This is a genomic window from Lonsdalea populi, assembly GCF_015999465.1.
Lineage (GTDB): Bacteria > Pseudomonadota > Gammaproteobacteria > Enterobacterales > Enterobacteriaceae > Lonsdalea > Lonsdalea populi.
Genome location: NZ_CP065534.1, coordinates 743536 through 759787, shown reverse-complemented (window position 1 = coordinate 759787; position 16252 = coordinate 743536). Strand labels below are relative to the sequence as shown.

Sequence of the window (16252 nt, the reverse complement as noted above, 5' to 3'; positions counted from 1 at the left end):
GCGGTCTAGCTCAGCACACTGTGAGATATCCTCTTCCACTCTTTCTCGTCAAAATCAATACTTAGGTTTTCCAGCATGCTGTTTTCTGCTGGCGGCGCCCAGTCGATAAAAGAAGGATGTTGATGAGAAGGATATTCTCCGCACAGGCGGCCCATAATGCGTTGCGCCCGCCATGCGTTCAGGCTGAGGTTTAAATCCGGCAGGCCGCGCTGTCCACGCACCGCATTCTGGACAAAAATATTATTTTTTTCGGGTCCGTCCCACTGCACGGCAAAGTCTTCGTCCACTACAAATTCCTCTTTTTCGCGATGAATACGCTCACCCAGTGCTCCGAGGAAATGCTTTTCAGTGGCCCTATAGCCCGTCGCCCAGACCACCACGTCCGCTTCCTGGCTCTCCATTCCCGATGAATCAAGGTGGCAATATTCCACTCGCCAGTCATTATTGCCGCCAGGTTTTACATTGCTGACCGAACGGCTGGTCTGCAGAGCAATCTTGATCTGTCCCGGCGTAATAAAGTTCAGGCTGTAAAGCTTCTGATAGATCTGGCGCAGCGTGGATTCTGAAATACCGTCTGAGGTCAGAACATTTTCCCGGTTGGTCTTCTGACGCAGATGTAGCGGCAGCTTGTTAAAATAGTCTGAATAGCACGGCATATAAAAATCATTGGTGAAGGTTGAATCATCAATGGGGAAAAAATTGCGCCGGCGTGAAATCCAGTGAATGCCAGCGGGCCTCTCGCCGTCCGGTTTTGACAGTAAATCCAGAAAAACTTCGGCTCCCGACTGCCCACCGCCGATGATCGTCACCCGCTTTCCGGCCACGCGGCTGTTTCTCTGCATATACTGGCTGACATGAAACTGCGTCTGCCCGAGATGCGCCGTGGCAAACTCAGGCACCCACGGCTGCGTGCCGACGCCGATAGCAATGTTGTCAGCGGTCAGCTCCCTTTTATCGGTAACAATTTTAAATACGTTGTCGAAGTCAACAGTGAGCACCTTCTCGCCAAACACTACGTTCTCATTTTTCTCTGCGGCCCAGGCTAAATAATTGCGAAATTCCCGGCGAGGAATCTCATCAAACTGGGCATTGAGGAAATGATAAATACGGCCTTTATCATGCAAATAGGCCAGAAAGGTAAATTCATTTGTCGGGTCGGTTAGTGTACTGAGATCTTTAAACAGCGAAACCTGTAATGTGGCTCCATCGATCATCTGGTCGTCATGCCAGGAAAAAGAGGATTTCCCGTCGAGGAAAATATTATTAATTTCCTGCTTACCATATACCAGCGAGGCCAAGCTTAAATTGGCCGGTCCCGCACCAATTCCCAACAATTTAAAATGTGACTGTATATCTTTGTGAGATCCGGTCATATACTTTTCCTTAATACAGAGTCAAAAATAATTATTCGGTAGCTTTGCTTGCATCGATATCTTCAGGGAGGCTGTGTTGACTCGTGTTGGTGGAGGTCTCCGTAGCGTAATATCCGCAAACTACTGCGGCGAAGAATGATCCGAGCGAAATAACCGGCCAGATGGCGGTGCCCAGTTGCAGATAAAGCCAGCCGCCGACCACCGGGCCCACCGCGATGCCCATGCTGAACATAAAGTGGAAACTGCCCAGGTAATGCGCCTTAAGATGTTTCGGTCCGGCATTGGCCGGGAAAGCAAAGAACGCCGGGCCGGAGATGATTTCCCCAACCGACCAGATGAGCGTGCCAACGATCAGCGCGGCCGGACCGATCGGTACGGCATAAAAAGCCACGCCGCTGCCGATCAGCGCAAACCCCAGCGCCAGCATTTTACGTCTGGCATGGTTCTGGGTGATTTTGGTAATCAGCAATTCAAAGCAGATAACAATAATCCCGTTCAGCGACACCGCCAGCGTGTACCAGAACAGGCCGATTTTCTGGTCTTCCACATACATCGGCAGCGTGGTGATGTACTGCACAAACACCGCAGAATGGCACAGGGTGGCCAGCAAAAAGAGCACGAAGCGACGATCTGCCAGTACCTCGAGATAGCCGCCGCACTGTGCGGCAGGCGACGAGGCAGGCCCAGATGTGCGGGTTTTTCCAGGTAGCGTCAACATCGCCAGCAGCGCATAAAGTCCGGCGATAATCGCCTCGCCCCAGAACAGCCAGGTAAAGCTTTCGCCGCCCCAGTGGTAAAGCGCGTAGCCAATCAGCGGAGCGCCCGTCGCTCCCAGATTCAACCCCAAGCGGTAGATGGCAAAAATCATCGTCTGACGTTCCGCTGGCGTCTGCTGAGAAAGCAGCGCCGAGGATGCCGGACGGAACAGCTGAGCACAAAGACTGGCCAGCGCCACTACCATTAAAATAGCAGTAAAATTAGGCAGATAAAGCAGCGCCGCAGTCAGTACCGCAGTGGCCCCCATGCTGATCATACTGGCGGTGCGCGTCCCCAGTCGCTCGCTGAGGCTGCCGCCAATCAGCGCACCAATCACTGCACCCGTGCCGTAAATAAACAGCGCGATGATGGTCTGCTGATGGGAGTACCCCAGCGAAATCAGAAACAGCACGATAAAAATCTGTAAAAAGCCGGAAAGACGGTTAACCATTACGCCAAACAGAATCACCTTCGATGACAGCGGGCTTTGCGCAAAGGTTTCCCACACGCCGGGCGTGGCGGAAGGGTTAGTCATGGTGTACCTCAATGTCTACAGTGATGGTTGCTCTTACTTCTGCCTCCAGCCGGTCGAGATCTTCCTCATAGCTGGCATCAATAAAGAAGGTGACGGCACGGTCGTCGGAAGAAAGCAGCGGGGTGAGCAGCTCACCGCGTTTTTTATGGACAAAAACGGCGCGTAACGCGGGTGCATCTTGCGGCTGGCCCGGCAGAATTTCCGGCCAGGCCTTGTTATCCTCAATCCAGCTGACCTGCACGCCTGGCCAGCGCATCTGCACATCTTTCAGCACACCCAGCGAGTGTTCCAGATAAACCTGACGCGCCACGCGGCCCGGCGTCGGGTAGCTGGCTTTCTCACCCAGCATAATTTTAATGATGGCTGACTCCAGCGGCTCACCACATGCCAGCCGGTAAAGCGGCAGAATGCCGTCTCCCGGAGTACGGGCAGCAATCTCCATCAGGTAAGGTTTGCCATCGCAGCCCAGACGCCATTCGGAATGGGCAATACCGTCAGAAAACGCCAGCACATGCAGTACCTGCTGTGCCGCCTCCAGTAATAACGCATTTTCCGGCCCCGAACCGGGCACCGTATGCGCCAGCTCTACAAAGGTATTGCTGTGCTGGTCAGTGGTCATTTTGTGCGTGACGGAAGAGAAAATGATCTCGCCGTCCTGCACAAGCGACTCTACCGAATACTCCTGCCCTTCCACCCGCTGTTCCAGCAGCAGAGTTTCATAAGGCGGATAGCCCACCAATGCCGCCTGCGCCTGCTGTTCGTTATCAACAGAGATGACCCCGGATGAGGAGTGGCGCGTCGCCGGTTTTACGATCAGTGGCCACGGCAGCGTATGCCAATCGATCTCTTCGCGTTTTTCCGGCGCAATCACTCGTGACAACGGGCTGAACGAGCTGAGATAAAAACGCTGCAGATATTTACTGCGGCACACGCGGGTTGCCCGCAGGCCGGGACTACGCAGGCCCAGCGCATCGGCTATAATCCCGGTAGGTTCCACCAGAGTTTCGCCTACCGCGAACGCGCCGACGATGCGGTATTGCTGTTGCCACTGTTGCAGCGCGGCAACGACGCTCGGATTAAAAGAGGCTTCCCTGTCCAGCGCGCCCTGCACATAGGCAATATCGGTAATCAACGCGGTAACGCTTTGCCCGTCTTCACGGGCAGCCTCGGCTCCCTGGCGATAGGACTCCGGAGTGACAACCAGAATGGTAATGCCCCGGTCCGCCAGCTCACGCAGGTAAAGGGAATTGCGGCAAATTACCCAAAATGCGCCGGTCAGCACAAAAGCACGAGGCAAATCTTTTTCAACGTTCATAAATAAACCTTGTAAGCCGTTAAAGGATCAGTACGGGGATGCGGGCGTTGCCGGATGGCCGGTAGCCGGTGCAGCGCAACGTCTCAATAGCCGCCGCGTTATGTTGCCGCAGCGCGTCGATAAAACCGTTGGTGATGGCAACCGCCAGCTGCTGGCCGGGACAGCGGTGGCGTCCGTGGCTGAAAGTAAAGCAGCGGCGATTGGCACGGCCAGGAATAAATTCGTCCGCCTGCGGGTTAGCCTGCGGATCGCGGTTGGCGGCAGCCAGCAGCAGCAACACCACCTCACCGACGGCAATCTCTTTATCGCGCCAGCGAAAGGGCGCGGCGGCAAACCGGCGAGTATTCTGGATGGGCGCATCAAACCGCGCCACCTCTTCCACAAAGTCGGTCAGCGACGACTCGCTGAACGCCTGCGGATAGCGCTGCGCCGCAAGCAACGCGTTGCCGATCAGTCCTGCGGTGGCGTCATAAGTTTGCGACAGCAGACCGATGCTGTTGGCAATTAACGCTGCCCGGTGCGGCCAGTCGTCGGCTACCGACGCGTGCAGCAGCGCGGCCAGCAATGATCCTTCTTTAACGAGTTCAAGCTGGCTGCTATAGCGCATAAGCAGCTGCTGTGCCGCCAGGCTGGCCCGCGCCTGCTGTTCCGCGCTGGCGGAAGCGGGAATACAGAGCACAAATTCGGCGATCAGCCCGGTCATTTCCGGCAGCTCATCATCGGTAAAGCCGCACAGCGACGCTACCACCGTGGCCGGAAGGGTAAACAGCAGATCGTTAATCTCGTCATGCCTTTGCAGACAATGGGATGCGATCGCAAACGCCTTTTGCTGCACCTGCTGCATATCCGCGCTGGCGATCGCCTGAATGATGATGCTTTTCAGCCGCTGATGATGCTCGCCTTCGCGCATGCGAACCAGGTTGCCGAACACCTCGCCCGCTGGTGTGCCGACGAGACCGGCCGGAACCGGCTCCAGAACGGGCCGAACCTGAAGCTGCGCTGCCTCCAAGACCGCCGTGACAGAAGCGGCATCCGCAGCGATCCACAGCTTCAGCGCCGGATCAAAACCAAACGGCTGTTCACGCAGCAGCGAATCGTACCAGCCATAGGGGTTTTCATGCTGGATCGCACTCAGGGGATTAAGCGTCGCTTGGTTCATTGCAGATCCTCCCGCTGCTGAAGGTGGTGGCTGTCCAGCGCCGAGGCGATATTCATCAGCAGCGCATCCGATGCTCCTTCATAAATGCGCAGCGGACGGATCTGACGATAGAGCCGCGCAATCTGGCTGTCGGCCACCACGCCCGCCGCCCCCAGCATTTGCAGGGCATCATCAACAATGTGGCAGGCCTGCTCGGTGGAGAAATGTTTTGCCATCGCTGAACTTTTGCCAAAACTGGCCTCGCCCTGATCCAATTGCCAGGCGGCGTGAGCGGTCATCAGCGTGGCGGCCGACAGGGTGATCTCCATTTTCGCCAGCGCAGCCTTCACCAGCTGTAGATCAATCAGCCGTCCCTGATAGATTTTCCGGCGCGAAGCGTGGCGCAGCGCGATATCCGCCGCGCGGCGGGCAAAACCGATGGCCGCGCTGGCAACCGTCATTCGAAAGCGGTCCAGAATATCCAGCGCGATGATGAACCCCTGCCCTGGTTTGCTCAGCAGGTTTTCCGCCGGTATCCGCACCCGATCGAAGTGCAGGTGTGCCCAGGAACGCGGCGCAAGAGCATCCAGCGGGCTGCTGCTGATGCCCGCCAGCGTCGCATCAACGATAAAGGCGCTCAGCCCCAGCGGGCCTGGCCCCTCCCCCGTGCGGGCAATGACGATCAGGCAATCCGCTATGTCGCCCTGCGCAATCCAGGCCTTCTCGCCGCTCAGCAGATAATGGTCGCCATCACGTAGCGCGCTGAGCGCCACGGCGGAAACATCCGATCCCGCTTCCGGTTCCGACAGGGCGAATGCGCCCGCATACTCGCCGCTGGCCAGCCGGGGTAAGTAATGCTGGCGCTGCGCATCGTTGCCATAACGGCGGATTACGCTGCCGCTCAGGGTTTGAATCGACCAGGCGAAATCCAGTAAGTCGTGGTGGTAGGCCAGCGTCTGGCGAAACAGGCAGGCGCTGCGGGCATCGGCGCGGGGGTGCTGTTGCAGCCCGTCCAGGTTCGCCAGCCAGCCTGCCTGTCCCAGCAGCCGCAGCAGGTGTTTACCCTGCGCAGCAGGGGTTGCATCATTTTTTTGCTGTGCAAACTGTTGCTGCTGGCACCAGCTATCCAGCGCCGCGATCTGCTTAATATGCTCTGGCTGATAAAAAGGCAGCGTTAACATTGCCTTATCATGACTGAATACGTTACTCATTGCGCCACCCTGTTTCCGTGCCGATCCCGGCGGCACTGCGCTGCGGGACGGCGGTTAAAATGGTTTTGGTGTGAAGATCAGATCAGCAGTTCGCTGTGCTCACTGTTTTCAGGAACGCTCTCTGTTGGCAACTCGGTTTCAAGATAGAGCGCAAAAGAAGCGTAGCCGCGCCAGATGCGACGCCAGCGCTGCTGAAGCTCTTCCTCGCTCAGGCCCGGTTTGCAGTCGTCCAGATAATCAATAATCAGGTCAACGGCCTGTCGGGAATGGCCGGCGGAAAAATTATCAATGGTGAGATGCGCCTCTTCATAAATGGTGTCGAAACCATAGCGGCGTAGTTTCTGGATTTCATGCATACGCATTTCGCCCAGTCCCAGCATTTCAATCCCCAGATTGTAGCCAAGCAGCTCCTCATAAAAGGTGTCGGGAAACTGCGACATCGCCAGCTGATGTAGGGAGAAATCGTAGAGATCCGGTAGCTCAGCCTGCTGGCGGAAAGCTTTTTCACGGATATGCGGCAGGCTGATGTCCATGCTTTTCAGGACGCTCAGGATCAGCGTGATGTGATTTTTTTCATAATCGCCCAGCCCCATTTCGTCGGCATAAATCGCCAGCATTTTGCCGTCAGCCCGCCGGTAATTGCGCAGGGTACCGCCAAACCGGTGCGCCCAAGCACCGTCGATCATGCTGCCCAGCGCCATCAGCTTCTGACCAAACAGCACGCTCTCGCGGTCGGGGATCTCCGTCAGGCGCTCATAAGGCTGCACCAGTTTTTCCCAGTAGATTTTTTCCATGCGGGCCAGCAGCGCTTCCGGAGTGAAGCTGAAGTAGCTGGCATCGGTGTAACGCCCGCCACTGCCGGTGGTAAACAGTGCTTCGGCCTGCTGCAGCGTCTGCTCAACCCGCTGTTTTAGCAGCGATAGATTGCTGGCGAAATGCTCAATGTTGACCAGCCGATAGAATAACTCCCGATGATCGGGCAGCTGCGCACTCTGCCAAGCGACATGCGGCGCCAGCGAGGTATCCCGACAGCGTTGCCGCCAGGCCATGGCCTGCACACTGCCCGCTTCCGCGAAGTAGCTGAGACGAATGTCGTCCCCGCTCTGCGTACTGGTAATCCAGCGGGCCATGATTTTCGCTTCCTGCGGGCTGAAAATACCAAACATCGAGCCGCCAAAACGAATCGCCTTTTGAAAGCTGCATTCGCCAGCGCCGGAGTGCGGCTGACGCAGGTACGGCGAGGCGCGCAGGGCACGTAAAAACTCAGGCATATCTGATTCTTCGCCGGACCATTCAGTGAGGCTGCGCTCTTCCAGACGAATGCGCTGATGCTGCTTGCCCGCCAGCGGCAGATGGCGGCGCACAATTTCCGCCATACGGTCATCTAGCGTGCGCTGTTCCAGCTGGATTTGCAGCGCCAGCAGCATTTCGCTGTTTTCCATCTCCAACTGCACGGCCCGCGCTATAGCATCAAGCATACGTTTTTCGCTGGCCGCTCCCTGTTCATCCTTCTGACAGTGGAGCAAAAAGGTTGCCATCAACGTATCAAGCTGCTTTTTTGCGACAGGCGCGGGCAGTCCCAACAGCGCATCATCAAAACCGAGGCTGTAGTAAGCGTAATGAAACCCGACCACTTCAGGCAGATGGCTTGCCGACAGACGGGAAAGCGCCAGCCAGAAAGCCGCCTGCCAGGCAGTAAGCTCAACGCTGCCCAGGCTTTCAATAATGCCGGAAGTGTAGACTTCAGGCACGGCGATCCCCATAGCGGCAAACTGGCGATATCGCTGCTTTTGCTGACTGTCAGCTATTTCACCATGTCCTTTCAGAGCAAAATTTTGGCCACTGAGCAAACAGACTACTTCGGCAGGTTCGGTGGCGGGCTGCGAAACATAATCCAGCCAGCAGCCTGCAGTCAGGGCCAGTAAAGCTCGCTGGCGCAGCAGCTGTTTGCGATCTTCCTCGGTTGCCTGCAACACCTGCGCGGCACGCTGGCGCAGAGTGCCGTTTGCCGTGGCAATAAAAGTGGGTAACTCTGCGACAGTCGGTACCGGTAAATCCGCTGGCGCTCTGGCTGACAGCGTTTTGATTAACTGAAGAGCAAGCAGCTGTTGCTCTTCACTTTCAATATCCCCGGCAAAAATCTTATAAAGCGCCTTCGCCGACCCTTTCTCCAGCCACATATCCAGCGCGGATTTCGCCTGAGGCGAAAAATGAAACGTCAAGTAAGGAAGTGCCGTGGTGCTGTCCGCCGTTGCCGTGTTCACTTTGCTTTCCTTCTTTGCAGCAGAACTGACGCGCGTGCGCCGGGAATGCTGGCAGCCAGTTGGAAGATCCCCCGATCGGGTAATAGCCCGCTGACATCAGCATCAATCAGATTAATGAGCGGATCGGCAGAAAAACAGTGCCCCATTCGCACGATGTTATCGGTAAACAGCTGTTCAGCGCCGTAGCCAGCCTGCCGCTCGTTTAAATTACAAAGAGGCAGGTAAACATTGGTATGGAATATGCGGCTGACGTCACTGATAAGGATTTGCGTCTCAGCAAACAGCTGTTGGTTGACCGCAATTGACAATGCTGAAGACAGTCCTCTGGCGATGGTGGTCAGATCCTGTTTTTCAGCGCTGGCGAGAATGTGGAAGCCCGGACGGGTATCGTCGCTGCTGGTTATCACGCAGCTTGCCGCGCCATCCGAGAACAGGGCAAAATTTTCCAGCCGCTGTTTCGGGTCAGCCATGCAATCACTGGCCACCAGCAAGATCTCTTTTGACTGCCCGCAGGCAATGCGCGCCTGCGCTATCCGCACGCCTTTCAGTAAATTGGTGCAGCGCCCAAGGGTCACGCCAATGATGTCGGCCTGGTTAAGATCCAGCGCATCAGCAAAGGCACAGAGCAGCCGGGTTTGCTCATTGGTCTCTGCGGGTAGCGACGTGCTGCAAAAAATGACCGTATCTACAGGCTGAGCCGAGGACGTTAAGGTTTTCCGGGCGCTCTCTACCGCCAGCTGTATAAAAGAAGAGGTGGTTGTACGAACCTTTCCCCAGCCCCATACCGCAGGCAAGTCGGGCATGGAAAACGCCGTAGCACGCTGATGCCAGCCGGGAATTTGGTCATAAGACAGGCTTTCTTCGCCCAGCATATACTGCGGAGCGATCATTTTTGCCTGCACGCGCGAATCGCCAGCCATCAGAGTTTCCCTTCCGTCAGCAATTTCGCCACGTCAAAATAACCGACGGCACCGTCGAGGAAAGCACAGCTGCCGCTTTGCTGCAGCTCCTGTAGCGCAGAAAAGAATCCACCCAGCGCGGCACGGGACAGGGCCGATCCCAGGCTAACGCGCGAGACGCCAAGGGCAAACAGCTCGGCTACCGTCAGCCTGTTTCCCGCCCCGAGCAGCACGTTGACCGGCACGTTCACCGCACTACAAACCGCTTTAATTGACTCTGCATCCGGCAGCGCCGGGGCATAGACCACATCCGCGCCAGCTTTTTCCCAGGCTTTCAACCGGAAAATGGTGTCATGCAGATCGCGAACGCCGTACAGAAAATTTTCGGCGCGGGCGGTGAGGGTGAAGGGAAAAGGCAGATTTCTGGCCGCATCAACGGCAGCTTCCACGCGCATTAATGAAGTGGAAAAATCTCTGATGGGCTGCTGTTTGTCCCCGGAGTAATCCTCAATGGAGCAGCCTACCGCTCCGGTTGCCGCCACTGCCCGGATATTGTGGGCAATGCCGTCGGCATCCGCAGCAAACCCATCCTCAAGATCGATGGAAAGAGGCAAACTGGTTACGCTGACTATCTGACTGGCGTTCTCCAGCGTTTCCGGTAGCGTAACCGCTGCGGTGCGGTCGAGCTTACCAAGCGAAAAAGCCAGCCCGGCGCTGGTCGTACCCAACGCATGAAAACCCGCCTTTTCCATTAAAATAGCCGTGCCACGATCCCATGGATTAGGCATAATAAAAGGAGCACCGTTGGTATGCAGGCGTTTAAATGATTCTCCTTTTAATTTTTGCGACTGGCTAAACTGACTCGTCTCACAATTGGCAGTCATAAATCATCCTGATACCAGATTTAGTGAATTATATTATTAAAGATTGACCGCAGTTCTCATCGTAAATTTCGCAATCAATGCACTCTTTAATAATGGCAGTAATTAACTCTGGGTTTTCATTAAAATAAAAATGATTCCCGGGAACGATATGATTTTTATAACCGGCAGTTGTCACCGATGCCCATTTAGCCATGGCATCTTTTGAAACATGGGGGTCCTGGTCTCCGACAACACTGTAAACGGGTACCGAAAGCTTATTTTCAGATTTATGCTTATAGCGACCAATCAGTTCAAAATCTTTGCGTATCTTTTTCAGAAAAAACTTTAAAAAATTGTCCGTTGCAAAAAACTGTTCTTCTATTCCGTTAAAAAAAAGAATTTCTTCAGAAAAAGCTTTGTCCGACATCCCATTCATTTTCACAACTTTAGCAGAGGGTACGCAGTCGGGTGAGGCGCTGGATGAGACAATTAATCCTTTTGGCGGGCTGTTTACCTTAAGCGCGACTTCATAGGCCAGTATTGCGCCCATACTGTGGCCGAAAAGGTAATAGTTATGCAGCCCCGATCGATCTATATCATTAGCAATTTCAACTGACAGCGAGTCAATATCGGAAGGATATTCTTCAGCAAAACGGCGCCCAGTTCCCGGCAGGCATACCGCCATAAGCGTCGCGCAGGAATTTAAATGCCTTTGCCATTTTAAATAGTCCTCTGAACTACCCCCCGCGTGAGGAAAACAAAAAACAACCGGTTTTAAATTATCATCTGTTGGTAAGCTTGTGAAAAACGTTTGCTTTTTCATAGAGCATCCTACTCATTCAAAATGTTTATTTATTGTTATTTAAAATCGTCTCATTTGTAATTTAGGCTAGCAACCTCCTTTTTTTATGTCAATAAATCTTTTGTGTACTACGCCGTCTTAGATTTTTTTTGATTAAGATCATTATTATTTATTAAAATCAATAAGATAATCAAAAATCCATTATGTTAATTTTTTGTATATGGCCTAATGACGTTAAAAATAAATGATAACCAAAGGTTACTATTAATAATGTATTTAATTAGCATCCTTGCCAATTCTTATGGGATGGTTATGAAATTTACCTTCACATTTGTTGGCAGCAGAGCCTTAAGCAGTGACATTATTTTGTAGCGCTCACGGGTTACCCTCGCTTAATTTCCGCACCTATCCTTTTGACCCTGGCCGATTATTTCTGATTATTGGTGGATAATATTTATGTCATAGTCAGCATTATGCTTTTCAGTGTAATGATGTGACTATTAAAATATATTATTTAACGTTTTACATAAACATCTTCAGCGTATTAATAGTATTTTCTTGATTAATCATTGTGTTTACGTGATAACTGAATAACATTCTCAATCCATTCATCGATTTCACTTTCAACAAAAACACTGGCTCTTATTCCAATCTTTATCGGTTCTGGGAATACGCCTCTGCTAATAAATCGATAAATCCATGCTGTGCTATATCCTATTTTATTCATCACTTCCGGCAGGTGAATAACTCTTCCTGTTTTCATATATTTCTCCGTTGTTGTTTCGATGAATATAATATCTGCAGATCGCTTATGCCATTCAACCCTCGAAAAATTAGAATTGAATCTGAATTGAGTATTTTTCAAAAAAAACAGATAAGATAGCGGAAGCGCTGTCACTGGGCGGGGCTCAGAGTGATTTAGCAAAAAGTGCTATTTATTTTCTTGTTTTAAGCTATTTTATAATTGATATATTAACCGATAATTTAAGCAATATAAGTTTAATTCTGACCTAATTCTTATCTGATTTAGCCAAGAAAAAAGGCTATGCCCGTTAAGTCATAGTCCTTGATTCATCATCAGCTATCCCTATCCGCGCCGATTAAGCGCTCCCTGCACCACATTGCTTCCGTTCTCAAGACTTACCATGTAGTCGGCATACCATTGCAGCATCCCACGTCTGCCATCGAGATATTGCGCATGGTTGTAGGTGCCACAAATAGCATTCTTATCCACATGGGCCAGTTGAGTTTCAATCCATGCTGTGTTGTAGCCCTGTTCATGAAGAACAGTGCTCATGGTATGACGGAAGCCGTGACCCGTAACCCGGCCTGTATAGCCAATTCGCTTAAATACCTGATTGATGCTGGCTTCGCTCATGGTCTTGCTGGGATCATTCCGTCCCGGAAACAGTAAAGGAAATTGCCCCGTCATTGCTCTGATTTGTTCGATAATGGCTAAGGCTTGGGTAGATAGCGGGATGATATGGGGACGACGCATTTTCATGCGTTCAGTGGAAATTTCCCATAGCGCTTTCTTGGTATCGATTTCTGACCATAACGCACCGCGCAATTCACCTGTTCTCAGGCCAGTAATGATCAGCAATCTTGCCGCCAGCACCATCAGTTCACTACCAGAGTAGCCAGCAAGGGCTTTAAAGAAAGCAGGAAGCTCTTCAGTGGTCAGGAACGGGTAATGTGTAGACTCATGCCCCTGCATGGCACTGGTGAGATCAGGCGCGGGATTGTACTCGGCTCTGCCTGTCACGATGGCGTAGCGAGACACTTCGCCGCAGCGTTGACGCACTTTCTTGGCTTTTACGGTCGCTCCCCTGTCTTCCATCTTTTTCAGCACGTTTAGCAGTTCCAACGGCTTGATGTCTGCAACAGGACGTTGACCAATGAACGGGAAGACGTCTTTGTTGAAGGCTTCAATAATGTCAGAGGCATACCCCGCAGACCATTTCTTCACTTTCATGCTGTGCCATTCGAGCGCAATTTGCTGAGAGATGTTTTTGACTTCTTCGATTTGGGCTTTCTTGCTTAAACACACTCGGATCCACGCCGTTAACCAGCAGCTTTTTAGCATTATCTCTTTTGCTTCTGGCATCGGCTAAGGTAATGGTCGGGTAGACACCAAACACCACACGTTTTTCTTTACCGGCTATCCGGTATTTCATGCGCCAGCTTTTGGTGCCGTTAGGGAACACCTCCAGATACATGCCCCCACCATCTGCTAACTTGTAGGGTTTATCTTTGGGCTTGGCAGTCTCTACCTGTCTGGCATTGAGCTTCATTTGGGGGCATCTCCTTTAGACCGAACACGACATGCCCCCACAGATGCCCCCAACTCACCGTAGATTTCTGTGAACGTGAGTAGTAGACGAGCAGAGACAATAAGGGCCGTGAAACCGCGTATTATAAGGGTTTAAAGGGTGTTTAAGTAGACTTAGGGAGACGTTAAAATAGGTAGGATGGTGCCGATAATAGGAGTCGAACCTACGACCTTCGCATTACGAATGCGCTGCTCTACCAACTGAGCTATATCGGCTTTATGGTCGTCCTGCGAATGCCTGACGATGCGTTACGGGGTGACAAACTAGTGAAATCATGCCTTCAAGTCAAGCATCTGGCGCTCGTCTGCCGATTTTATAATCGGACCGACGAGCGCCTTTTTCTTGTTATAGCCGTCTGTTATAACTAGCCAGATTACTATAACACGGGCGATTAAGTGCGGACGAGATCGTCGCCGTAACCAATCCACTTGTAGGTGGTGAGCGCTTCCAGTCCCATTGGGCCGCGCGCATGCAGTTTTTGCGTGCTGACGGCCACTTCAGCGCCCAGCCCAAACTGTCCGCCGTCGGTGAAACGGGTGCTGGCATTGACGTAAACAGCGGAGGAGTCGACTTCACGGACGAACTGTTCCGCTCGGCTCAGCGAACGCGTCAGAATCGCGTCTGAATGCTGCGTGCCGTGTTCACGGATGTGGGAGACGGCATCGTCGAGATCGTCCACCAGTGCAATATTCAGGTCCAGCGACAGCCATTCATCGTCAAAGTCAGCGGCTTCGATTGCCGTGACCTGCGCCGGTCCCTCGCTTAACAACGGCAGGGATCGTGGGCAGGCATGCAGCGTGACGCCGCTTTTATGCATCGCGGCGCTCAGTTGCGGCAGGAAAGCCCCCGCAATACGCTGATTCACCAGCAACGTCTCCACCGTATTGCAGGTGCTGGGACGTTGGGTTTTCGCATTCACGACGATACGCAGCGCAGGCTCGAACTCCATCGACTCATCAACGTAAATATGGCAGACGCCGATGCCGCCGGTGATAACCGGGATTGTGGACTGTTCGCGGCACAGTTTGTGAAGACCTGCACCTCCACGCGGAATCAGCATATCCACGTAGCGGTCAAGCTTCAGCAGTTGGTTAACGAGTTCGCGGTCCGGCTTTTCAATCGCCTGGATTGCCGCCGCCGGCAAGCCGCACTGTGTCAACGCCCGTTGGATCACGCTGACGGTGGCCACATTGGTGCGATACGTCTCTTTCCCGCCGCGCAGGATAGCCGCGTTACCGGTTTTCAGACACAGGCTCGCCACATCGACCGTCACGTTGGGACGCGCTTCGTAGATCACCCCGACCACGCCCAGCGGTACGCGCCGACGTTCCAGTTTAAGCCCGTTGTCCATAAGACGGCCATCAACCACTTCGCCGACCGGATCGTTAAGGCGGCAAACTTGACGCACGTCGCTGGCGATCGCAGCCAGACGCGCTGGCGTCAGTTGCAGACGGTCCAGCATCGCTTCGCTCAGTCCCTCTTCGCGAGCGGCGGCAACGTCTTGTTCGTTGGCAGACAGAATAGAGGCGCACTCCGCTTCCAGCAGATCGGCTATCGCGAGAAGGGCCTGATTTTTCTGACTGGTGCTCAAGGCCGCCAGTTGATAAGAGGCCTGTTTTGCCGCTTTGCCCATTTGTTCAAGCACCGCGTACTCCTTAATTAATGATCATGTCGTCCCGATGGACCGCCACCGGACCGTACTCGTATCCGAGAATATCTTCGATCTCCTGGGAGTGGTGACCGGCAATCATGCGCAGCGCATCACTGTTGTAGCGAGTGACCGCATGCGCCAAATCCCGACCGGACAGGCTGCGCACACGGATAACTTCGCCACGGGAGAAAATTCCCGTCACTTCCCGAATGCCTTTTGGCAGCAGAGAGCTGCCGCGTTCCTGAATGGCGGACAGCGCGCCATCATCAACAATGATCTCCCCCGCCGGAGGCGCACCGAAAATCCAACGTTTGCGTTTTTCGAGAGGCTCCTCGACGGCATGGAAGTGAGTACCAACCGACACGTTATTCATGACATCGCCAATCACGCCCAGTCGCCCTCCTTCCGCAATGATGACGTCGATACCGGCGCGGCAGGCCACTTCGGCCGCTTGGATCTTGGTAGACATACCGCCCGTGCCGAGACCTGATACGCTGCCGCCTGCGATATGGCGTAGCTCATCGGTAATGGTCTGAACGTCGCTAATCAGCTTCGCACCCGGGTTATCGCGCGGATCCGCGGTGAAAAGACCTTTCTGATCGGTGAGTAGCAACAGCTTGTCGGCATCCGCCATAATGGCGACCAACGCTGACAGGTTATCGTTGTCGCCGACCTTGATTTCCAACGTCGCGACCGCATCGTTTTCATTAATGACTGGAACGACGCGATTATCCAGCAATGCACGCATCGTGTCGCGCGCATTCAGGAAGCGTTCGCGATCTTCCATATCCGCCCGGGTCAGCAACATCTGGCCGATGTGGATGCCATAAATCGAAAACAACTGTTCCCAAAGCTGGATCAGTCGGCTCTGCCCGACGGCGGCCAACAGCTGCTTGGTAGCGACATTCGCGGGGAGATCGGGATAGCCGAGGTGCTCACGGCCTGCGGCGATAGCGCCTGAGGTGACGATAACAATGCGATGCCCTGCGGCATGCAACTGCGCGCATTGACGCACAAGTTCTACGATATGGGCCCGGTTGAGGCGAGAAGATCCGCCCGTCAGCACGCTGGTGCCCAGTTTTACAACCATCGTTTGGCTGCCACTCATAATT

12 protein-coding genes, 1 tRNA gene and 1 pseudogene are annotated in these 16252 nt (G+C 53.5%); all 14 read right to left on the bottom strand.

Annotation, left to right across the window (positions count from 1 at the left end):
• Positions 1-5 precede the first annotated feature (5 nt).
• Positions 6-1373, bottom strand: coding sequence for a lysine N(6)-hydroxylase/L-ornithine N(5)-oxygenase family protein (locus I6N93_RS03520; RefSeq protein ID WP_085690170.1), 1368 nt, complete (start codon positions 1371-1373; stop codon positions 6-8).
• A gap of 31 nt (positions 1374-1404) precedes the next feature.
• Entirely contained in the window at positions 1405-2664 is a 1260-nt protein-coding gene (locus I6N93_RS03515; protein ID WP_197669184.1) for an MFS transporter, read from the bottom strand.
• Entirely contained in the window at positions 2657-3979 is a 1323-nt protein-coding gene (locus I6N93_RS03510) for an ATP-grasp domain-containing protein (protein WP_085688353.1), read from the bottom strand. The genes I6N93_RS03515 and I6N93_RS03510 overlap by 8 nt, the downstream gene beginning before the upstream one ends.
• A 19-nt stretch (positions 3980-3998) precedes the next feature.
• Entirely contained in the window at positions 3999-5138 is a 1140-nt protein-coding gene (locus tag I6N93_RS03505) for a cytochrome P450 (RefSeq protein ID WP_085688351.1), read from the bottom strand.
• On the bottom strand, positions 5135-6328 hold the full coding sequence (locus I6N93_RS03500; protein WP_085688349.1) for an acyl-CoA dehydrogenase family protein: 1194 nt from the start codon (positions 6326-6328) through the stop codon (positions 5135-5137). The genes I6N93_RS03505 and I6N93_RS03500 overlap by 4 nt, the downstream gene beginning before the upstream one ends.
• A 77-nt stretch (positions 6329-6405) precedes the next feature.
• Positions 6406-8592 carry an iron-containing redox enzyme family protein gene (locus I6N93_RS03495; protein ID WP_085688347.1) on the bottom strand — a complete coding sequence of 729 codons (2187 nt, stop codon included), beginning with the start codon at positions 8590-8592 and terminating at the stop codon, positions 6406-6408.
• Complete coding sequence (locus I6N93_RS03490; RefSeq protein ID WP_085688345.1) at positions 8589-9512, bottom strand: hypothetical protein; 924 nt, start codon at positions 9510-9512, stop codon at positions 8589-8591. Before I6N93_RS03490 ends, I6N93_RS03495 begins: the two co-directional genes overlap by 4 nt.
• Positions 9512-10375: an isocitrate lyase/PEP mutase family protein gene (locus tag I6N93_RS03485; protein WP_085688343.1), complete on the bottom strand. Its 864-nt coding sequence runs from the start codon at positions 10373-10375 to the stop codon at positions 9512-9514. Before I6N93_RS03485 ends, I6N93_RS03490 begins: the two co-directional genes overlap by 1 nt.
• A gap of 28 nt (positions 10376-10403) precedes the next feature.
• Positions 10404-11177, bottom strand: a complete 774-nt coding sequence (locus I6N93_RS03480; RefSeq protein ID WP_085688341.1) for a thioesterase II family protein — start codon at positions 11175-11177, stop codon at positions 10404-10406.
• A gap of 541 nt (positions 11178-11718) precedes the next feature.
• Positions 11719-11919 carry a helix-turn-helix transcriptional regulator gene (locus tag I6N93_RS03475; protein ID WP_085688339.1) on the bottom strand — a complete coding sequence of 67 codons (201 nt, stop codon included), beginning with the start codon at positions 11917-11919 and terminating at the stop codon, positions 11719-11721.
• A gap of 324 nt (positions 11920-12243) precedes the next feature.
• A pseudogene (locus tag I6N93_RS03470) lies at positions 12244-13450 on the bottom strand (tyrosine-type recombinase/integrase).
• Between the two features lie 178 nt (positions 13451-13628).
• Positions 13629-13704: transfer RNA gene (locus tag I6N93_RS03465), tRNA-Thr, on the bottom strand.
• Positions 13705-13880: 176 nt separating this feature from the next.
• The gene (gene proA, locus I6N93_RS03460) at positions 13881-15134 is read right to left on the bottom strand and encodes a glutamate-5-semialdehyde dehydrogenase (protein WP_085688337.1); all 1254 of its coding nucleotides are present in this window, start codon (positions 15132-15134) and stop codon (positions 13881-13883) included.
• A 10-nt stretch (positions 15135-15144) separates the two neighbouring features.
• Positions 15145-16248, bottom strand: coding sequence for a glutamate 5-kinase (gene proB / locus I6N93_RS03455; protein ID WP_085688365.1), 1104 nt, complete (start codon positions 16246-16248; stop codon positions 15145-15147).
• Positions 16249-16252: the final 4 nt, after the last annotated feature.